Below are 24,056 nucleotides of genomic sequence, written 5' to 3'. Positions count from 1 at the left end.
CAATCACTATACCTAGAAAGGGTGTCTCTCGAAAATGTTAAGAAGTCTTGATCTTTGTTTATTCTATTCAAAGAGCATCTCAAGCTCTTCTTGAGAAAGATCTACGGCGTCAAAATCAGAAGGTGTGTATCCCTGAATCTCTTTTCCATTGCAATACTTGACAAGAAGCTTAAGGTTATTAGCAAATAATGTTGCGAATCCAGTCATTTCATTCAAATCAAATTGATGATTCGAATAGGTAACAGCTATTCGCAACTCTTTCTCTAGTACTAAGGCTACAATATCAATCATTGCAGTCATTTCATTTTCAACTGCTATATCTTCCCCAGTCAAACTTGCGTCTGAAATTTCAAAGACATTTTCGTACGTATTCTGCTCAAACTGACCTAAATAATTAAATCTAACTCGTTTATTCTGAGGTTGCGAGATTGTTGTTGTTAAATATTTCAAAGCCCCGTAACCTATCCCATTCCGTGGGATATTTCGCAACTTTTCTTTAGTTGATACAATCTGCTTGTCTAGCGCTTGCTCTTTCCATTTAAAATGGACCGGATATATCGATGTAAACCATCCAACGGTGCGGGTAATGTCTACATTAGAATCAAGATTTTCCCGACCATGTCCTTCTAATTCAATAAGAATCTCATCGATATTCGTAAATTGAGCTAACGTCTGTACTAAAGCTGTTACTAATAACTCCTGAGGTTTTGTATTATAGGCTATATTAGCTGTGGTCAACAATGTTTCCGTTTCTGGAATTGTAAGACTTTGTGATATGGTTTCCTTTACAGCCGGGTATTCATCTTGATTCAGAGTAGTGGTGGTTAATGAAAAATCGATTTCCGTTTCTTTATTCCAGTATGCCAAGTCCACCATACCTTCATTTTCTTTAAAGCTATTCATACACTCAGACCACCGTTGAATTGAGTGCGTTTTCAAAGGCAGGATTAATGCTTGATTTTCTGCAAGTTGAACATAAAGTCTTGCAAAGTCCTCCAACAGTATTCTCCAAGAAATTGCATCAATAACCAAGTGGTGGGCAGTCAGGAGTAAATATAGGCCTCTGTCGCTCCCGCAATCAATAAGACCTGCCTTAAATAATATGCTTGATTCAATATTCATACTAGCTTTTAGTTTTTTCCCAATCGATTTAATTAGGGTTTGTTGCTCTGCCACATTATACCTAGACAGATCATAATGATATACCATCTCAGTAGGTATCCAATGCTTCTGATTATAGTATAGTGACTCTGATTGACTATCATAGTTTAACCGTAATGAATCGTGATGTTGAACAAGTTTAACTAGAATGCACTCTAGCATTTGAACATCTAGCATTTTTTTTATTTTGAGAAAAACCGATTGATTCCAGTGATGAACATTTTGAAACTTTTGCTCAAAGAACCAAGACACTATAGGAAGTGGGCCGACTTCCCCCTCACAAGTTTCTTGAGGAACCATGAATTCCCCGCCTTCTTTCAGCTTCATAGCCAATTCTGAAATTGTTGGGTATGTCATAATATCCTGAACTTTTACCTGATAGTTCAACTCTCGAAGCTTTGAGGTAACTTGAATTGCTTTGATAGAATCTCCGCCCATACGATAAAAATGATCATGGATGCTAACCTTGCTAATATTCAATACTTCTTTGTAAATATTACAAATTGTAAGCTCAGTATCATTACGACCATCTTCATCTATTATCGTATCCATTTTGATTTTTTCATTTAATACAAATTTATCTACTTTCCCATTTTTATTCAATGGAATATTTTTTATAAATTTGTACACAGACGGGAGCATATAATATGGTAATAATTCAGCTAAGTAACTTCGAATCTCGATAATAAAAATATCTATTTTAGGTACGATGAAAGCAGTTAAATAAGCAGTATCCCCTCCTTCATGAATAGCGATAACTGCTGCTTCAGATATTTTATCGTTAGCTAATAAGTAATGCTCTATTTCGCCTGTCTCGATCCGGTAACCATTTATTTTTACTTGTTGATCAATTCTGCCCAAATATTCGATTGTTTCATTTTCCAGCAATCTTCCCAAATCACCTGTTTTATAAACTTTTGATCCTTCTTTAAATGGACTAGGAAGAAACCTTTCTTCCGTCAATGTCTCACGACCCAAGTACCCTCGAGCAACTCCCATCCCAGAAATGTATATTTCACCACATGCACCTGGTGGAACTAATTTCATGTTTTGATCTAATAAATAAATTTGTATATTCTTTATTGGACGCCCTATTGGTACTGAGACATTAATATCCTGTTGTCTGTCATATCGATGAATCATGCAGCCAACAACAGTTTCGGTTGGGCCATACTCATTGTAAATATCAACCTGACCTCTAAATGCATCGTAAATTTGGCTAGATACATTTGTTTTTAATTCTTCTCCCCCGACTATAATACATCGAATGGCCGATTTATCAACATTCAACTTTGCTAATAAAGATAAATGGCCAGGAGTCATTTTAATGATATGAGTACGGTTATCCTGTAAAATACGCTCAAGTATAAATTCTTGATTATTACTTTCATAAATAACGATAGAATTTCCATTTAACAATGGCGTGAAAATAGATGTGACCGTCAAATCAAATGCTATAGAAGAATAAAATGCAAACGTTTCGTTTTGTGAATGTATATATTGTTCACTAGCCCAGAAAATATAGTTTAGTACTCCCTCATGATGAACCATAACGCCTTTAGGTTTACCTGTAGAACCTGACGTATAAATAATATAGGCTAAATCATTCGAATTATTAATTGAATTCAAATTACTCCTATCACCTACATAATTATTTCCTTCATCAATACGAATGACTTCACCTTGGTATTTCAATTCTGGCTCATAACAATCATCCGTTAAAAGTATAGCTACGTTAGCATCATTCAGAATGTACTGAATCCGATCTACTGGATATTTTGGATCTATTGGTAAATAACAGCTTCCTGCCTTTAAAACAGCTAACATTGCAATGATTATTTCTGGAGAATGATTGCCCAGTATTGCTACTGGACAATCATTGGCTACATTTTTACTTCTTAATAAACGGGCTAATTGATTAGATTTTTCATTTAATTCCCTATAGGTTATTTGCTTCTCTTCAAATATTAAAGCAATATGATCAGGTGTTTTAGCAACTTGTTCCTCAAAGTATTGTTGAATAGTCCCGTATTCAACATTATCATACTCCGGATTATTCCACTCATAAAGCAAATGCTGTTCTTCTTTTGGTGATAATAGAGAAACTTCAGAAACAGTAATTTCATCATTGCTAATTATCTGCTCCATCAAATACATCATATAACGATGCATTCTATCGATTTCTTTATCTCGGTAGTCATCAATTTTATAATCATAATGAAGCGTAATTACATTTTGGTCTGACCATTCTTTTATGACCATTTGTAGCGAATAAAGTTGATTTCCATTGTGTACTTCCTTATTTTCCAATGGAATCCCCGCCAACGTATTAACAAGATTAGTACTGTAATAATTAACACAAACATGAAATAGCCTGTCTCTTCCTTTTTTTTGCAATTCAATATCCTGTACAAACAAATCGAAAGGATACTTTTGATTAAAAAAACAGGACAAAAGTTCCTTATTAGCTTTTTGTATTACATTTAAGAGTGTTTCTTTTGTATCTAACTTCAAACGAAAAGGCATTGTACTAGTAAACATCCCGATCATTTTTCGTTCAGCTTGTCCCGATCTATTTAGGACAGGAGAACCAATAATGATATCCGTTTGCTGTGTCATCTTGTGAATATAAAGCATCATTAACGAATTAAAAAAAGCGTTAATCGAGAAACGATTACGCTGCGTATACTCTCGCAATTTAGTAGAAAGTACAGGGCTCAACTCATATGTCATACGCTTACCTGCTATTCCATCACTTATCCTCTCATAAGAAGATTCAGGCAGATCATCAAATCGTTCCTTCCAAAATTGCTTATTTTGTGAAAAGCGTTTAGAAGTCAAATATGCTTGTTCTTGCTCAATATAAGCTAAATAAGAATGTTCAACTTGAAGATCAATCGATTCATCCTTTAAAAGTTGTGTGTAATATTCTGATATTTGCTTGGTCAGAATATTCATCGTCCAACCATCAGAAATAATGTGATGTAATTTAATTAAATAACCGTATTTATTTTCAGCTACTTTACAAAGTGCAAAATAATATAATGGACTGTTTAGCAAAATAAACGGGCTTGCCATTTTTTCTTTAACCCATTTCTTACACTCTTCTTCAGCGCTATGAGGATTTGTGCTGAAATCAACGTAGTCAAATTTTCCCTTTACTGGGTGATCGACTTTCTGATACGGTTGACCTTTCAACTCTATCATCTGCAAGCGTAAACCTTCATTTTTTTGAATGCAAAGTTGAATGGCTTGCTCTAGTACCGATAGATCTGGCACTCCACAAATCTTTACCAGTCCACCAAGATGATGAATTGAAGTATGCGGATATTGTTGTTCAATATACCAAATCCTTATTTGAGGATGAGTTAATGGATATACCGCTTTATTGTCATTCATTAAATTTCATACCTCCCAGAACTCAATTCAAAAACTATGTTCAAGTTCATAATTTTGCAGATATTCCTTTGATTAAGTTATTATGATTTTTCCTTATAAACAGAAGAATAGTAATAGACGCTCACCCAATAATTTTAGCTTGAACCATAATTAGTTCTGTTTACTTTCTTCCACAAGATTGATAATGGAATCTAAACTCAAAAAATTATCCAATAACAGTTTTTCATCCGCAATACTTATACCTAACAAATTCTCTATTTGAACGGAAATCATTATAAACTTAAACGAATCCATTCCACAAATCATGTGCCCCGATTTTCTCTTCGGGAAATTCTAGAACCTCTAAAACAATTTTTGTTATGCTTTCTTCTAAACTATGCATATTTAACTCCTCCTATAATTTCTATTAGTGATCAAATCATTGAATTGTGTAGTCTCATATCACAAATTCCGTATAAATTTCACACATTTCTTCGTGATTTCTTCCATAAAATCAAAATCTAAATAATCCGATGCATCTGCTGGTGTATGATAATACGGATATCTATATCGCCCAGTATCAGTTAAATAAAGCACAGGAATACCTGCTAGCCAAAAGTGTACGTGATCAGAGGACATTAATTCTCCATAATTCCGAAATATTTTTTTGACATCTTGTTCTTGAATATTCATAGAGTAATATGGAACAGGCTTCTCGTTACATTTGAATTCATTAGTTAATTTACTTACTAGATGTGTAGCATTTCTAGAAGAAATAATCGTCAGAAAATTCCCGATTTTTTTTTCGAGGCTTACATTGAATAAATCTGCATCCGCCTTTAAAAACGCTTCTGGAATTACTTGTGAACCAAACTCTTTTGACGTATAGCCTAATGTGTCAAGGTTGATCATCCCTACTACATCACTCTCATTACCTGTGATATAGCTATCCATGAAAATCTTACTACCAATTAGACTCATCTCACTTGGTTCAGAGTATTGTGTATACATGTCAATTAAGTCATTTGAATATTTTTCTAATTGTTGTGAACTTGATTCTTTCAAATTCTTTGTAAATTTAACAGCGCACCGTGCAGCCTGCTCGTAATTAAAACCTTTAAAAACTAGCTGTTCGATTACCTTTTCAAGTTCTCTTACACTCGTATAAGTTTGCCATGAAACATATCTTTCTTGTGAGCCTACTAAACCATGTTTTTTTAATAGTTCATTCCTTTTGCTATACAAGATAGGATTACCTTCTTCTAATGTAAATGCAACAAATATAATGCTATATTCAGGTGTTTCCCCTAATGATAAACAATTGCAGATTTCTAATAAAACAGATAATCCAGACAAATTATCATTAGCACCAGGTGAATTGTAAACTGAATCATAATGAGCTCCAATGACCAGTTTTTTTTCATTTTTACCGCGAATTAAGCCTACTATATTTTCAAAGTACTCCTCAGAACCCTTTAACTTAAATGAATTAGGTAAAATCTCCAACCCTTTCTCTTCGAATCTCTCTTTTATATATTTAGCCGTATAATTTATATGCTCAGTAGAAGTAACCGGATGCCTTATTCCCTCTAGTTCCTGAATATATTTGAATATATTTTCTTTCACTAAATCAGTCATCTCTATCCCATACCTTCTAATCATCGAATTTAATTAAACGCATTACGCCCATTCATCCATGAATACTTCAATTTAGGGATTCAGTATCAAGGTTAAGTAACAGTTCAAATTTGAGAAAAAGATTGTTCTTAACACACTTGTTACTAAAAAAATATAATTCATGACAAATCCTCTAGGTAGTGTATGTTAACTTCGATCTGCATGTAAATTCGTCATGAATTATGTTTCAGCTAAAGTGTCTACTTATCTAAAAAGAATATATACTCCCAAACTTCACCAGCTTTTTCAAAGCCACATTTGGTATACATCTCCTTCGCGCTATCAGATCCGTCAGTCATTAAGTACGCTTGGTTGATATTCATTGAGTTGGCTGTCTTCAACAAGTGCTTAATTACAGATGTCCCAAACCCCTTTCGTTGATACTTCTCCAAAATATCAAAATCTTCAATCTTTACAAATTCATCCAAAAACGCTGATTCTACTTTGCCTATTGGAGCGTTATTATGGTAACAAACATAAAACTGAAAATTCTGATCAAATTTCTCGTATACTTTCTTTTTTCTTTCGAATCTTCTTTGATAAAAATCCGCCCATTCAAGATGCTGATTGGCTTGCTTATCAACAAGAAAGCCATCATCGATTATATTCGATGAAACTGCTCTCTCTATTTGGCAATCTGGATTCCCATGTAATAACTTGAAATCCCGCGTATTGATTACCATGTAATCATATGCCCCTTCTTCTGGGTTAAAAGATAAACCTTTGATTGTATGATTACTTAACTGAAAGGGAGTCACTATTCTCAAAAAACTACTGTGATTTCTTTGAGCCTTTTCAATTTCAGAATTGATATAACGTTCAATCCCATCAAATTCAACTTCAATCAAGATGAAATTATGCAAATACATATCAGGTAAATGAATATTACTAAATTTCCACGTATAAGGTCCATTATTTATAGAACAAAAATTAACTAAATACTCCCTCTCACAATTGAATATATTCGTCATTAGTGAATTCTTCATATAAAAACCTCCAAAGACAAACCAGATTTAAAAATGTATGTTCAAGTTTATAATTTTACATAGATGTTCCAATTAAGTTAATGATTTTTCCTCATAAACATAAGAATAATAATACTATGCAATAGCAACACCTTAGACATGCTCCGAAGCTTCGACTAACATTGACCATTACTTACGATGCTAATGAAAACATTATCGAATTTATATCCTCTATTTCATGTAAAGTGCCTCCTGTTGAGTTGTTCTTTGTCGGTACAATCCTCAGTATACAGGGGGCACTTTATTCGTTTATTATCCGAATTGCTTTAGACTTCAACTACCTACTTCAAATACATTCAGGAGGTTAATCCCTCAACAAACTGCTTTTCGTGTTGAATAATGTCACACATGTGTCTATGCATCACTACAAGCTGATCCTTATTAAATTTATTCGCATAAGCAAATTTTATTAAAATCGTACGAATACTAGTCCAAGCATTAATTATTACATCAAGAGAGATGTGCATATCCTTCTGCTCTGCAAACAAGAACTCCACTTTATATTTCTCTACATACTTAATATTTAATATATTATTGATAGACGGTAGGAAATACTCTGTGACTTCGTTCATTCTATCCATGGACAGTACTAATCTTTCAAAATGTAACGCCCATTCCTCAAATTGCTTGAGTCCCTCTTCAATAATCTTTTTATTCGTGACAGCAAACATGTTATAGCATTCTCGTAATCGGATATCATCTTCACTTTGTGAATGATGCTCATCCGCAATATAAAATTCGTAGTAACTAGGTCGAAGAGTTCCTTCCCCCGCAAAATAGGTCTGGAAACCGTCGTAACAGGCAACAACATCCCCATAGCCAATTTCCATCGGCTCATAGCGCAGGCTATCACGATGGTTATGCTCGATAATCTTGCATATCTTTCTTTTGTCATCAAAGCCATATACTAACCATGTATGTTGCAGATGGTTCTTCATGTATGTGTCTTTTCTAAATGGTTCAAAGTAACAATCCACCCAGATAATTACTGGTCTATTTTGTAGTATGGCTCTTTTTATATCATCTATTAATTGCTTTGAGTATTGCTGCATGTCTGCTTGTATTCCCGTTTCTACAATGATCTCATCATGCGGCTTTCGCGAATAGTAACTTGCACTCACAACAGGTATTTCAGCCGCATTGTCAATGTGATACATTGCTAGATCATTAGCAAGAACTGAATGAATATTTTTGTTAAAATGCCTCATGACAGGAAAGAAGGAATTGAACAAACAATTGTTGTAGAAAAGGTCATTGAAGGGCTCTATATTAGAAATTCGAGCTTCCTTTCCATTCCCTGATACAGTTAGGGCATGATCCTTTTCTGATATTTCCCTATTAATAACATGTTGCTTCTTAATGGTTTGCTGATGCGAGTGCTCGCTCTCCTTCGTGTCAACTTGACTCTCCAAATACTCCGCCAACAATTGAATGGTTGGATTTTTCAAAAACTCTTTTAAAGGAATCTTTAATCCCGTAGTCATTTCAAATTTTGAGATCATAATGGTCGCAATTAAGGAATGTCCGCCTAAATCAAAGAAGTTATCATCGACACCGATTTGCTCCTGATCGAGCAGTTCCACCCAAATATTAGCCAATAGTTTCTCCATTTCAGTGCTTGGTTTTCTAGATGTCGTGGTTCGTTCGATCCGTTCAAATCGTGGAAGTTGCTTCTTATCGATTTTCCCATTAGAGTTCAAAGGCAAACGATCCAACAGCATATAATGTTTCGGTAGCATATAGGAAGGCAAATATTTCTCAAGCTGACTCACGATTAGGTCAACGTCAACAATCTCCCACGCTTCCTCCTGCTCAGCAGGTTGATGCTCTACCCATACACATGGGTCGTAATATTTCCCAATACCACGTTCTATATCTATTTGAACCGGCTGCAGCGTATTGTGTAATACATACTCACCACTCTTTACAAACTTTTGGTTACTCCATTTCTCCCAGTTCTCATGCGAGGCCACGATCAATTGGGACTGGGTTTCAATTTTAAGCGTTACTCCACCAATCTTTTCATGAACTCTTAACCAGCTATCCGCGAGTTGTCCATCATTTCTTCTTGATGTGCACCACTCTTTAAAGCTCATGTCAGGATGCTTCACCTTATCTGTAGGCCTTACTGGGACAAGAACCTTATCAAGGTTATAATCTTGGGCTAATGACTTAAACTGCTTTAAAAGTTCAGTACTCAATCCTTTTCCACGAGCTTCTTCGCTCACAACCGCTGCCAATACAAGCAACGTATTAGGCTCTAAGATTCCGTGGTTAACAAATCCAGATTCCAGTCCCCCATCCCAGCCAGATGGCAGATGATTAATATCTCCGTCCCAGTGGATAGGTATGGAATTAGCTACTGCTACAATTTCATCTTTCTCGTTAAACAACATAATTTGATAGCCTGCGAACGTTGTATACAACAGCGGCCAGTAGCGAACGTTGATTTCATCGCCGCTAAAAAATGCCGGCCAAACCTTATAATGCAATTCTTCTGCACGAGCCATAGCCTGCGGTCTTTGTTTAGCCGTATACTTTTTAAAGCGTTCGCCGATACGAGTGGTTACTTGAATGTCTTTCTCCTCCAACTCGATATAGGCACATAATTCATGCTGCGCTTCATTGTACAGAATTGCGCTTTTCTGGATACCAGAGATATTATCCAACTGTCTCTCAATCTCACCAAGCTCTATTCTGTTCCCTCGAATTTTTATCTGATCATCTTTACGGCTTAAGTACACAATTGTACCGTCATCTGTATATTTTCCACGATCTTTCGTCCTGTACAATTTCTTACCGGATTCGAATGGATGGGAAATAAACGAATCTGCTGTCAAGCTCTCTTGATTCAAATACCCTCTAGCTAATCCAGGAGAATGGATGTATATTTCACCTTCCACCCCTACTGGCACGACCCTCATATCCTCATCCAATATATATACCGTCACATTATCAATTGGGCGCCCTATCGGTACAATTTCATCATCAAATGGTATAGAGCAATCGTAAACAACGGCATCTACTGTAATCTCGGTAGGACCGTAATGATTTGACAAACGGCAGTCGAAGACAGAATAAAATTCAGATACTAAACGTTTCGTCAGTTTTTCACCGCCACAAATGACATGCCTTAAAGCTAACAGATCAGTCATACTGTTCGTTTTCTTTGCCCTGATGAACATTTCAAGTGAAGAAGGAACAAATTGAATGACTGCAACCTGATGATCATTGACAGCCTGAGCTATGACTTCCGGTTTGTTTCTGTTTTCTTCATTTAAAACAACTATTTTTGCTCCAACAGTAAGCGGCCAAAAAATCTCTAAAATTGAAACATCAAACGTGAATGACGTATTCAGCAACGTAGATTCATTTTTGTTCAACCTATACGTTTTCTGTGTCCATTCCAATAAATTTGATACACCTTTATGCTCAATTTCGATGCCCTTTGGAACACCCGTCGTGCCCGATGTATATATAACATAAGCTAACTGCGTTAAATCTATCGTTTTATTTGGATTAAATGGAGAACACTCAGCGATCTCTGCACTATCCAACAACACGTATTCTCCTTCAAAATTTAGAGAATCGATTTTAAATTGACCAGCCAGCACAATTTTTTGAATGGAACAATCTTGAATGATATATTGCTTTCGTGCAGGTGGAAAATCTGGATTCAGTGGAACATAAGCGCATCCAGCTTTAAGTATTCCTAACAAGGCCACCACAAGATCTGGGCAAGGAGCAGCAAGCACACCTATCTTATCTTCTTTCCTTACTCCATTTCGTATGAGATAGTTTGCTAGTTTGTTTGCTCTCGCATTTAATTCTTCATAGCTCATTGTCGTATTCTCATAAATAATTGCGATTTCATAAGGATCGCTCTCCGCTTTCTCCTCGAACTTCCTATGAAGGCCGCCAGAAATATCATAACTCGCTGCAGTGTCATTAAATTCGAATACAATTCGGTTTAGCTCTTCCGTTGAAACCAAGCTGTATTCCGATAGAAGCTTATCTGGTTGCTGCAATACTTGTTTCATCAAATTTATATTTTGCTGTACAATTTTTTGTACGGTACTTTCTTTAAAAAGTGCTGTATTAAAATTGCAGTATATTGTAATTACTCCGTTAATATCATCGTATGCTAGGTTAAGGTCAAAACGCGATGCCTTATCATGGACTTTTATTTCCGAAGGCACTTCCATTTTGAGTCCGTCAAAATGATCTTCTTTAAGGAAGTCATTTTTATCATTTTGTAAACCAAACATGATTGAAAAGAATCCAGAACGAGACAAATCCCGATTTAATTTTAAATCCTCCAGCAATAAATTACTTGGATATAAATGATTCTCGTAAGCACCAACTGCTGTTTCTTTGGCTTGTCTTATAAAATCAGTAAAGTAAATATTTTTGTTATATTGACTTCGTAGCATGATCGCACTTGCAAAAGAACCAAGAAGTTTATCCAATTTTTCATGGTTACGATTTCTGATTGGCGAACTTAAAACAAAATCATTTTGACCACTTAATATGTGCATTTGCAAACTTAGAACCGCATAAATAAACATAAATTCTGTAATGTTATTTTTTTCACAGAATCTATGGATTTCATCCCTTAGTTCGCTATGAATGACCTCGAAAATTGTTGCCCCTTCAAATGTTTGAATTTCTGGGCGCACATAATCAGTAGGTAATTGTAATGGTTCTGGAACCGTTTTGAATTTTTCCAACCAATAGTCTCTTTGTCTGTGAAATAATCCTTTTTCAAGCGAAGAATTCACCCATTCTACATAATCGATGTAGTCGATTTCAGAAGACTGGGAAATGACTTGATTATTGATATCCTGATTAAAGGAATTGTACAGTCTGGATAATTCACTGATGAGATTAATTGAAGATACTTCATCCCATAAAATATGATGGGTAGCAAATAAGAACAAGTGATGATCACGATCTATTTGGACTAGCTGAACACTAAACATAGGTCCATTCGTAAAATCAAAAACTTGATGTGCATGAGATAAAGCTAGTTCTTCCGCTTTTTTCAATGCCTCATATTTAGGTAGATCTGAATAATCAAAATAGACTTCACTTAGTTCAAACTTGATCTCCTCATGTATGATTTGAATTGGTTCTCCGTTCGTTATATCGAAAGTAGTTCTAAACACACTATTTTTCTCAATCAAACTGTTCCAAGCCTTCTCAAATGCCTTCAAGTTTAAATTACCTCTAAACATTAACTCAATAGGAATGTTGTAATTCGTGCTTTCGGAATCCAGTTGATGCAAATACCATTCAGGCAGCTGAACAGGGGCGAGTTTGTAACTATCTTTTTTGCCCGCTTTATTTATTTCGATCCATGCGTTGTCTTCGTTATACGATTTATTTGGTAGTTGCTCAATATACGATGCCAACTGTCTTATCGTTGGTTTATCAAAAATGATATTTAAAGGTACACCAACCATCAAAACTTCTCTGATCTTATTAGATATCTTAATAGCTACAATGGAATGTCCCCCGATTTTGAACAAATCATCATCTATGCCGATAAGGGGATTACTTAATATTTCGGACCAAATCGTTTGCAGCTCTTTTTCAATCTTATTTGTCGGTTCGACATAAGCATGCTGCTGTAAAGCATGACCTTCTGGCTTTGGCAATCTTCTCTGATCCACTTTACCGTTGATGGTGAGCGGAAGTTTCTCTAAAGATATGAAATGCGCTGGAACCGAATATTCAGGAAGCTTTGAATATAGATATTCCTTAAGCGTATCCTCTACTAGCTCATGGTTTGCGACAATATAGGCACACAACTCTTTTGAACCATCTGGTTTATCAAGTGCCAATACAACAGACTGTTTTACTTGCGGATACGTCAGGATTGTATTTTCAATTTCCTGCAGTTCTATCCTAAATCCGCGAACTTTAACCTGCTTATCTTTTCTACCTAAAAATTCTATCGTTCCATCAGGCAACCATCTTCCCAGATCACCAGTTAAATACATTCTCTCATGCTTGCTGTCTACAAAAGGATTTCTCATAAATACTTTATCTGTTTTTTGTTTATCGTTTACATAGCCTTTACCTACACATATTCCGGCAACACAAATTTCTCCCCATACTCCGACTGGGCATAGATTCATGTACTTATCCACTATATATATGTTTGTGTTTATAATCGGTCTACCTATAGGTACCGTACTTTTATCAAGTGGCTCATTGATAATATAGTGAGTAATATCATCCGATGCCTCAGTTGGTCCATAAGCATTGACAATTATTATATCTTCTAGAATTTCAAAAGCTCTGTTTACTAACTCTGCTTTTACTTCTTCTCCCGTAACTAGCAGATATTCGAGTGATCCAGCACGATTAACTAAACGCATCTGCTTTATGCCATCTAACAATACAGACAGATAAGAAGGTACAACCTCAAGCACATTGATCTCATCTTTAAATATATGAGTTAGAAACAAATCTGGATCCTTTACACAATCATCACTATAAATAACCGTTGTTCCCCCAACCGCCAAAGAAGTGAATAATTGCCATATCGATATATCAAAACCTTGTGACGCATTTTGCGCGATTACCGCAGTAGAATCCACTTTCAAATCTTTTATTTTTGCATGTATATGGTTTACCATTCCAGCATGTTCAACGATTGCACCTTTCGGTTTGCCGGTAGAACCAGACGTATAAATAATATAAGCCTCTTGATCAAATTTCGAGAGGTTTATGGACTGCTTCTCAGATTTATAGTTACTGAGGTCATTCCGATCAAATTGATATTTCGTCTTATCGTAAATCGTGTTTTCCTTTGCACAGGTTTTTTTGACTTTGATTGTCGTATCAAAACGATATTTCGTGAGTTCATTTTCAATCGTAAATATTTTATCCGAATGAGTAACCGATTCAATTTCAGTTATGTCGTAAACAAACTCATTTAAGAAATTTTTAGAAATGAATAAATGTTCCGACCAGTCCTTCCATGTCTTATAACCCATACCTCGGTTTTGACTTTCAAATTCAACCAATGAGCTGATAAATTCCTCTTTCTTATCAATATCCATAAGGTCACCTAAAAAGATAAGTGCTTCGGATTTTGATTTATTAATTATATTGTTAATTACTTTTCGCAAGTAATTAAGCCCGTTAAAATTTTGAATGACACTGTTCAAAATAATGACGTCAAAGTCTTCATCCTCTAGTTCATCTATTTCATGTGCATATTTACAATGCAATTCAATATTAGAAATACCCTCATTCTCCACAATCTTCTTATTTCGCTCGATAATTTCTTTCGACAAATCTATCCCAACATACTTTTTCACATATGGAGCAATAGAGAACATTGTAATTCCTGAAGAACATCCTATTTCCAAAACCTTCGCTTGTTTATGAAGGTATGGAAGCAGCTTGTTTTTTGCATTTTCAGCGTATTCATCCATTTCCAACCGACTGAATGGTTTACCTGTATAACTATTAAACCAAGCACCCTCTTCAATTTGGTCGCTTGCTCTCTGGACAACCTGATTCCAGAGATCGGAATTCATCGAGTGTCGTTTTTCTTCTTCTTCTTTGGCGATATTGTCACTATCAATACAAAGGATATATGTTAAACTAGGACATTCCCACTGTAATTGACTCGCAATTTTTAAATATTTTTTACTAAATATGAGATATGGAATCTGTGCATCATCAATAATATTTTTGATCCGTTCATAGGGGTTTTTCGGTTCCACAGGAATATAAATCCCACCAGATTTCCATATTGCCAAAATACTCTCCACGATTTCGGGTGAACGATCCATTAGAACAGCAGTTTTCGAACCTTGCGATGTATTCATTAAAAAGTGAGCGATTTCATTTGAGCGTTGTTGTAATTCTCCATACCGCACAACTTCGTCGCCAAATTGTATCACTGCCTTGGTTGGATTGTGAACTGCTTCTCTTTCTATAATCGTTACTAAAGTATCTTCAGGTATCGGATAAGAAGTTAGGTTAAATTGTTCTAACAGTTTCAGTTCTGAGTCAGGGACCATATTATAATTTTGGATTAAACTCGTCGGATCATCTGTGATACGATCAACCAATTGATTTAAATGCATCCAAATATGCTCAATTTGCTGTTCCTCATAAATATCCGTATTATATCTGATTTCTAGTTGGATCGTTTCGTTTATTTCGCCAAACATAAGATTTAAGTCATATACGCTTGTTTCATTCTCCCACTCATACTTTTGTAACTGTATATCTCCTTCAAGGCTTATCCCCTCATTTTGAAGAGTCTCGAAGTTTAACACTTCAACCAAAATATCAAATAACGGCATATGACCCAGTTCTGTTTTAATATCCAAATCTCTCACAATTTTATCAAATGGATAGTCGCGATACTTAATCATGCTCTGCAAGTCCGTTTTGACATGATCAATAAGTTGTAGAAAGCTATCGTTTTCTTCGATAATCGTTCTGATCGGTAACGTATTAACATAGAAACCGATCTGCTTTTCCAACCCTATGTGGGATCTATCCGCCATAGTTGTGCCCAGTATGATATCATTCAAGCCCGTATACTTATGAAACATAACACTAAGTATTCCCACTACGGCAGTAAAGAGATTGGTACTATTTTTTTTGACCAGACTGCCTATTTTACGAGCTCTATCATGATTAAAAGTATATTTAACGGTTTTACCGGTGAAAGAATACGCTTTAGGACGGTTTTTATATCTCGGTAACTCTAATCGATTTAATTCCCCGCCAAAACGCTCTTGCCAGTAATGTTTATGCTCGTCAAATTTATTTGACTGCAACATATTATTTTGCCATTCTGAATAATCCTTATATTGCAAAGATAGTGGTATAAGAGGATTATGGCTACCAGTTGCGTATGCGTTATACAACGTAATTAAATCATTAAAAAGGACAGCGTCAGACCAACCGTCTGAAATAAGATGGTGCCTATTTATGATTAAAACATACTGCTGTTTCTCTGATTTACATAAAAGCCTAGCACGAAGCAATGGTCCGTTTGGAAGATCGAATACAAACATTTTTTCTTCATTAATAATTTCCTCAACATCACCACTACTATTTACATTTATTTTTTCTAGTGCAAAGCCGTATTCATCTGAACTATGAATCTTTTGTCTTGGCTCTTTATCCACGGTTACAAAGGTCGTTCGTAAACTTTCATGTCGTTCAATCAAACTTTGGAATGCTCGGTTCAAGGCATCTATATTTAATTGACCCTCTACCGTATGTACAGAAATCTCATTATAGGAAGTTGAACCTTCCTTAAGGTTGCTTATTTCCCATATCTGTTTTTGTACAAGAGAAAGCTCATAATACTCTTTATTTGGGGCTTTCTCAATCCCTTCATTTACGACAGGACAATCCTGGATTAAGCCTGCAATTTCTCGTACAGTTGGATGGTTGTATACATCATAAAGTTCAAGCTGAATACTAAACTCAGCATTTATCGACGCAATAAGTCGCAGTGACTGCAAACTATTTAAACCTTGCTCGAATAAATTTATATCAGCTGCGATATGATTGGAGCCTTGTATTTCCTTTATAATTTGAATAATCTTTTCTTCGTTCTGATTCTCACTGTTTTTTGCCGCAAGCGTAACCTCTGCTGTTTCTAGAGTTTTGATATCAATCTCTTCAGATAGAACAGCTGAACTATTTTGTATGATGTAAATTTTTGCTCTATGCGCACTTCTAGGTATTATCATCTGGATTTGTTTATGGATGGTCTCAAAAATATGCTGTTCTTGCTCCCTTACGGATACATATACTTTTATTTGTCCATCCACTTCGTCGTACTCGGTTTTAACAAATAAAATATCATCATTAAGCTGGAGCAAATCTTGAATCAAATCACCATTTATTTTTACACCATCAACTTCGACTATATTATCTGTATAATCATTCAGCATTATATTTTGATTTGGCATTAACGTAGCGCTCAAACCGGCTCTATACAGACTCATGTTATAATTATTATTTAATTGTTCACCTGACTTTACTTGAAAGAACAATTCCCCTCTGACGCCAACAGGGGACTTTCTGCGTCTCTTGTCTAGTACATATCCGCTGTCTGGTAGTATTAACTTTCCGATTGGCATTAGATCCATATCAGAATTCAACGTTATTTCTTGATTTGCGATATGCAAATAGGTCATAATTTGCGATAAATGTTTTGAGATATAACCAAAGGTAATCTTCTTGCTTCCCACCTGCTCCAACCATGTAACGATCTGTTTACACAGCATTGGCTTTTCATCTAACACAATGTAAGAAAGATGATCGTTCTGCTCTTTTTGGGATAACGTACTCCATTCATTTTTATGGATAAATAAAGCCGTTTCATTATCTCCGCTATAGTCGAGACTGTCTGTGATATCGATATATTCTATACGAGTCGAACGTAATCCCATAAACACAAGAACCAAAACAATAAGCGGACTTAAGGAGTGAGTATGAATGATTACTCTGGAATGCTTCGCACCAATAAAATGTTCTTCAATCTGCAAAACATATTTTAAGAAATCGGTGTGTGAATAGATTGCAGCTTCCTGCCCAGATACAGGTACTCGCAGGGCAATTGACTCCATATTCTGAATATTGCAGATATCTCCAGTAGGTTGTTTGCTGATCTCTTCATCAAGAAGATCCAGAGCTATGGTTGTATGCGACGAATAATTTCGAGCGCTCATTTCGTCAGAAGTTGTAATCAATAGATGTAACGGAATTGCATCTGCCTTCTTATTATCAAGTACTGCTAACTGTGCCCCTGACTTTAAAGCTCCAATAGCAAATGCTATTAAGTTTGCTGTATCTGATAAATGGAGGCCGATAACCGTCTCCGAATTCACGCCTAAGCTGCATAAATAATGCGCTATCTGGTTCGATTTCCTGTTAAGTTGGTCATATGAAGTTTCCTGATTAAAGATTGTTAAGGATAACGAACACTCTTGGTCGCTATCTCTATTCAGAAGATACATACTTTCTCACCTCAGTAAGATTTTTCTCAATGCATTAAGAAAAAGTGCGACAGTTGGCCAACTGTCGCACTTCAGGATACGTTAGATAGGCAAATAGCCTAAATTTACATTTCCAATTCATATAGTTTCATAGTTTCGTTTTGAACCATCTGAACCAGCAAATTTTTATAGTACATAGCCCAGACTTTACATACTTCCTCGGAGATGATGCCTTTGTCGAATTCAAATTTCACATTGAGTTCGCCGTTACTATCTTCAACAATATCGAGAAATAAATTATATTTGCTTTCCATGGCAAGCTGCTCATCTAACTCAACATTATTCGTTATGGATAAGCCCGGCATAGTTATAGAACCTGGCAGCTTTTTATCCATGTTAAATACCGTTTTAATCTCAGGAAGAGATAACGCAATATTTCGGCTCTGAGCAAGCTTCATCAGCTCTTCATAAGAAAAATGCTGATATTGCGTAGCCGTTTGCACTTCATTTTTTACTTCTTTTACAAATGTACCTACTTCTTTTTCATCATCTAAGTCTACATAAAGGGGCAGCATCTTCACACAATGCCCTACTAGATGATTAGCTTCCATTAACAGTTGTCCGGATACAGGAGTTCCAATGACAATCTCTTCGTTATCCGACAATCTATATAGTAATATCCGATATGCGCTCAATAAGCTCATATATAGTGTAATTGCATGTTTTTTACTGAATTTTTTCAGTTCATTAACTAATTCTACATCAAGTACAAAGGACTCTACGCCCTTAGACCCTAATAGGGAGGAATCATTTGTCATCTCAAACATGTTTGGTTTGCATGTTCTGGAGAGTCTCTCTATCCAAAAAGATTCCAATTCCTCTCGCTGTTCTGCTCCACGGGATTCAACCCATTCTAAATAAGAACTATAAGAAACCGGTTCAGGTAACAAGTTAGAATGCATAGAATCGTTGCTATACAATGTAATTAACTCATCCCTTATGATTCCTAGTGACCAGCCGTCAGCAGCTAAATGATGCACGACAAATACAAAAATATAGCGCTTGTCAGCTATCTTAAACAGCGTACAACGCATCAATGAGTCTGGACCTTCAGTCAAATCAAATGGACGATCAATTTCGTTCTTAATATGGCCCAACATAATCTCATCATTTAAATTAGATGTCACTGATAGATCGACATGGTTTAACTTAAAGTCAACATGAGAGGAAATATATTGATACCCATCTTTGAACTTCGTTATTCGCAACGCTTCATGTCGATCAACAATCATCTGGGCTGCTTTCTCCAACTGAATCGGATCTAGCTCTCCTTCCAATGAAGTGATCCAATATTCATGAAATGCGTTTGTGTTTCGCTGTGAGAATAAAAACAAATACATTTGTTCATCAGTCATTTTGACCTTTTTCTCGGACGGAGCCATCACTATCTGTTGTGAAGGAAGTTCACTTTTTTTTTTACCGAGAAGCAGTCCGCTTCAATGAGTTCCATACAGCACATCTTCACTTTTTGTATAAATGTGAGAATATTTTCATCAGAGTGTGCTTCTGAAACGAAACATGTAGCACCCTCCCATAAATAAATGCCGTTCATAGCGAGCTTATAAAATAGAACGCGCAAGAACAAAACATCACTTTTAGGCTTAAAGGAAAACATAGAAGTACAAGATACAATTTCTAACGGGATTTCATAGCTACTAAAGAAATCGTTCAGTTCTTTTTGAATGATATTGGTCCGACTATTTAACCGATCATAAAGATCAGGATGGTCTATAATATACTGCAATACTCCCTTAGCTGCCGCCATTGTAAGAGGATGGCAGTTAAACGTGCCGCCGGTATGCATTAAGGTCATATTTGGATAGCTTTCATCCCCATAGTTCCAATTACCTCCATCCACGCGGTCAATGAACTTCGCTTTCCCGCCTACGACACCAAGAGGCATACCTCCTCCAGCAATTTTCCCATATGCAATAATGTCTGCCTCGACTTCGAAGTAACCTTGTGCTCCCTGTGGATGAAGTCTGAATCCCGTAATGACTTCGTCAAATATCAGGGCGAAATTATGTTGATCTGCAATTTTGCGTAATTCATGTAGAAATTGTTTCGGCTGCAGCTGTGGACGTCTACTTTGAACCGGCTCCACTAGTATACCGGCTAGTTCGTGGGCATGCTCTTGTATAACTTTGAGTGCGTTCGGATCACCATATTCTAAAATGACTATATCCTCCGCCATTTTTGGAGGGGTTCCGAGACTCATAGGCTTACTTTTGTGTCCTGACGCTGAAACATCCCTTTGAGCATATACACCGTCAAATGTTCCGTGGAACGAACCATTAAAAATAACAATTTTATTTTTATTTGTTGTTGCACGTGCCATTCTAACCGAATTCATTACAGCCTCAGTTCCAGAGTTATAGAATGCAACTCTTTCTACACCTGTTATATTCGTAATGAGTTTTGCCACCTCACCAGCGAGTGAAGTAACAGGACCAATAATAATTTTATCCATTAAACAAGTTGATATCGATTCACGGATGGCTGGATGATTGTACCCCAGCAACATTACCCCAAATCCCATAGCAAAGTCCAAATATTCATTTCCATCAAGATCCCATATTTTAGATCCTTCAGCTCGTTCAGCAATAACTGGATAGATGATCTCTTTCCAAACTTGGCTGTAACCTTGTACCAATCGTTCATTAGCCCAGTATGGTCTAAATTGTTCTGCGTATGCCTTGGATTTACGAGTGTACGCATTATATTCAGGAATCATCTTTTCTAAATAGCTCAGCTGCTTATCATCAAGCTTTGTATCCTCCTTAACAATAAATCTTCTGAAAAATTTATTCTGTTGTTCACCCGAAGAAGGAGCTGTAGCCGGCTGCGTAGGCACACTCTTCGACAACTCGTACGTTTGTGTCGGTGCAACCTCCAAGCCTGATTGCTCTTTTACGAGATAAGAGAGTAAATCAATTTGATTTTTCAGAACCTGCTGTAATAAATCATTTCTGCTCCCGTTGTTCAGAACTGAAATAGGCTTCACCATCTGTTCAGGCGAAGCTTCAGTAGGTATAGCTTCGCTTTGAGCAGGTAGTAATTCATCTAAATGAACGGACAATTTCTGGATACTAGACATCGTTGTATAAAGCTGATTAAACGAAACTTCCACACCGTATCTTTCATGAACTTCCTGTTTCAAAGAAAGGATAGAGATCGAATCTATACCAAGTTCAAAGAAATTAGCTTCATTGTCGATCTCCTCTTCTGGGATTTCATAAGTTTCTGCAATAAATGATCGCAAATTTGTAATTATTTCATCTAGACGGTTGTAACCCATTGAATAATCTCCTTTTTCTCCCTTTTTGTTATAACGAGAATAATCAATCCAACAACGCTCTTCATTTAATGGATAAGAGGGCATCGGGACTTTGACTTGGAACGCTTTTGTATAAAGCGAGTTCCAATCAGCCCCGAAACCTTGAATGTACTGTCTTGCAGCATGACGCAACTGTGATAGCTTGTCTCCGTCAATGTCATTCAGCTCCAGATCCCCGTAACGCTCCTGATTGTTGACAGCTATTTGCAACCCGATATACACATCTGTGCTTTCCTCGAATTGTCCCCCTTGGCGTAATCGACTCTGCGCGAAGTCCAATTTTGCGATCAGATCCTGTACATCCGTCGCTACAATGGCAATCCGATTGTCCAATTGGTCTCGGCCTATGTTGCTCGAATAACATATCGAATTAAAAGAATAGTTGCTCCCCTGTTTCTTCAAATAATCTGCAAAGCCTGAAACTACTTGTTGCAAAGAATCAATATTTTTAGCAGACAATGTAACGAGTCCGGGTTCAGCGCTCTGCACAGGCAAATGATTACTTGGATAGCTTTCCAATACCATATGGCAGTTTGTTCCACTTAATCCAAATGAACTTACTCCACATCGTTTAGGAATTTGTTCTTCCCATTGCGATGGAGCAGTGGCGACATAGAAAGGTGACCCGCTAAAGTCGATATTCGGGTTCGGATTCTTAAAGTTGATCTGATAAGGAATTTGTTCATAATATAAAGACAATACCGCTTTTAACAACCCCAAGAGACCGGCAACGGAATCCAAATGTCCATAGTTCGTTTTAACTGAACTAACTGCGCAAAAATTCCTTTTGTTCGTGAATTTAGTGAAAGCTTTTGACAGCGCTTCAATTTCTATTGGATCACCCATTTTAGTGCCTGTTCCATGTGCTTCAATATATTGAATTGTGCTAGGATCAATGCCCGCTTTATCCCATGCCTGACAAATGACATCACTTTGTGCATTCACATTTGGTGCGGTCAATCCAATAGAACGCCCATCATGATTAATTGCACTTCCCTTAATCACGGCATAGATATGATCACCGTCTGCGCTGGCTTTGTCATAAGATTTCAGAATCATTACAATAGAACCTTCACCAACTCCAGTTCCATCCGAATCTGCATCAAAAGTACTCGTTCTTCCGGTAGATGAAATAATCTCTGGCAATTCTCTCTCTGCCGAGTAATAAGGTTCCAGCAGCAAATTAATCCCGCCTACGATAGCAAGATCTATTTCTCCAATCTCCAATGCATTACAGGCCTGGTGGGCAGCAACTAGTGATGAGGAGCACGTAGTATCAACTAACATATTAGGCCCTTGCAAGTTCAATAAATGTGAGATTCGACTTGCTGCAATCGACATGATATTCCCAGGTGTTGCCATATCAACAAACTCTGGCTCTACGTTTTCAATAATCTCTAAGTATCGATTTTTTGATGGGTAACCTACATAAACGCCAGTTTTGGAACCTGATAATTGTTCAGATGCGCAACCATAATTATCCAAAGCTTTCCATATCGTTTGCAAAAGAATACGTTGGTTGGGATCCATTAAAGCAGCTTCCTTTTGTGTAATCCCAAAAAAACGGTAATCAAATTTATCAATATGATCTAAAAAAGCCGCTTCATAGTATCTGAATGTACTCGGATCCTTTTCATCGTAAGCCACAATCTGTTCTATATCAGGAATTCTACTCGCCGGAAGTCCTGACACACAATCTTTTCCATCCATAATCACATTCCAAAATTGTTCAATCGTATTCGCTTTAGGCAATTGAAGGCCAATACCAACCACGGCTACAGCATTGTTTTTCTTACGATCAGAATGCAGACTATCATTTGAAGCTAACAAAGCGTCCAATCCAAATAAATCTTTAGACATCGTCTTACCTCCTACACTATTAATCCTTTTTAGATAATTGGCTATTTTTAAACAAAATAGCTTGACCTACCCAATCTTCAGTTTCACCGGCTTCAATGTTAAACTGACCGTTCGTATAAGAATCAATTGCTCGATTCCAAAAATGATGGGATGTATGATTCTCTGGATGCTGTAATACTTCCCAATGACCTGGCATAAGATTGAACACCATATGAGCTGCTTTAATGCCAACACCTTGCTTGCGGTATTTCCGCATAATAAAAAACTCACTGATTGAACGTGAGTTTTCTTCCTTCAAGCAATAGCAAAAACTATTCACAAGTATAAATCCAGCCAAATTACCATTAACTAATATAAAAAAAGGAACCCGTCCGGGCTCCAACCAATAATGATCAAAATAACTGTATCCATAATATCCATACTGATTCACATCGTTATTGTTAAACTCACTAAAGTCATATTCGTACAATTCAATTAATTGCCTAAGAACAGACTTTTGCTCTTCCAGCACTTCACATAACTGCACTTCGTTAATCATATTAATCCCCCCACAGGAAAGATGTT

General features: G+C 36.4%; 7 protein-coding genes. All 7 read right to left on the bottom strand.

The genetic code is table 11. The features are described 5' to 3' along the window. Positions 1-63: 63 nt before the first annotated feature. Complete coding sequence (locus tag B9N86_RS06745; protein WP_208918327.1) at positions 64-4,560, bottom strand: non-ribosomal peptide synthetase; 4,497 nt, start codon at positions 4,558-4,560, stop codon at positions 64-66. A 441-nt stretch (positions 4,561-5,001) separates the two neighbouring features. Next, positions 5,002-6,177: a M28 family peptidase gene (locus B9N86_RS06740; protein ID WP_208918326.1), complete on the bottom strand. Its 1,176-nt coding sequence runs from the start codon at positions 6,175-6,177 to the stop codon at positions 5,002-5,004. 239 nt (positions 6,178-6,416) lie between these two features. Then, a complete protein-coding gene (locus B9N86_RS06735) occupies positions 6,417-7,202 on the bottom strand; it encodes a GNAT family N-acetyltransferase (protein ID WP_208918325.1) in 786 nt (261 codons plus the stop codon). 335 nt (positions 7,203-7,537) lie between these two features. Further along, positions 7,538-18,127 carry a non-ribosomal peptide synthetase gene (locus B9N86_RS06730; RefSeq protein ID WP_208918324.1) on the bottom strand — a complete coding sequence of 3,530 codons (10,590 nt, stop codon included), beginning with the start codon at positions 18,125-18,127 and terminating at the stop codon, positions 7,538-7,540. Between the two features lie 233 nt (positions 18,128-18,360). Continuing rightward, positions 18,361-19,677 (bottom strand): condensation domain-containing protein, encoded by a 1,317-nt coding sequence (locus tag B9N86_RS06725; protein ID WP_280174991.1) that lies wholly within the window; start codon positions 19,675-19,677, stop codon positions 18,361-18,363. 2 nt (positions 19,678-19,679) lie between these two features. Further along, a complete protein-coding gene (locus tag B9N86_RS06720) occupies positions 19,680-23,492 on the bottom strand; it encodes an aminotransferase class III-fold pyridoxal phosphate-dependent enzyme (protein WP_208918322.1) in 3,813 nt (1,270 codons plus the stop codon). Positions 23,493-23,511: 19 nt separating this feature from the next. Next, entirely contained in the window at positions 23,512-24,030 is a 519-nt protein-coding gene (locus B9N86_RS06715; RefSeq protein ID WP_244562980.1) for a GNAT family N-acetyltransferase, read from the bottom strand. Positions 24,031-24,056: the final 26 nt, after the last annotated feature.

Source organism: Paenibacillus uliginis N3/975 (assembly GCF_900177425.1).
Lineage (GTDB): Bacteria > Bacillota > Bacilli > Paenibacillales > Paenibacillaceae > Paenibacillus_AQ > Paenibacillus_AQ uliginis.
The sequence above is the reverse complement of the archived record's forward strand: the minus strand, read 5'-3'. Positions and strand labels throughout refer to the sequence as shown.

Bases quoted from the DNA above. Each gene is read 5' to 3' on its own strand.
- B9N86_RS06740 (WP_208918326.1), bottom strand. From the start codon at position 6,177: ATGACTGATTTAGTGAAAGAAAATATATTCAAATATATTCAGGAACTA.
- B9N86_RS06715 (WP_244562980.1), bottom strand. From the start codon at position 24,030: ATGATTAACGAAGTGCAGTTATGTGAAGTGCTGGAAGAGCAAAAGTCT.
- B9N86_RS06725 (WP_280174991.1), bottom strand. From the start codon at position 19,677: ATGGCTCCGTCCGAGAAAAAGGTCAAAATGACTGATGAACAAATGTAT.
- B9N86_RS06720 (WP_208918322.1), bottom strand. From the start codon at position 23,492: ATGTCTAAAGATTTATTTGGATTGGACGCTTTGTTAGCTTCAAATGAT.
- B9N86_RS06745 (WP_208918327.1), bottom strand. From the start codon at position 4,560: ATGAATGACAATAAAGCGGTATATCCATTAACTCATCCTCAAATAAGG.
- B9N86_RS06735 (WP_208918325.1), bottom strand. From the start codon at position 7,202: ATGAAGAATTCACTAATGACGAATATATTCAATTGTGAGAGGGAGTAT.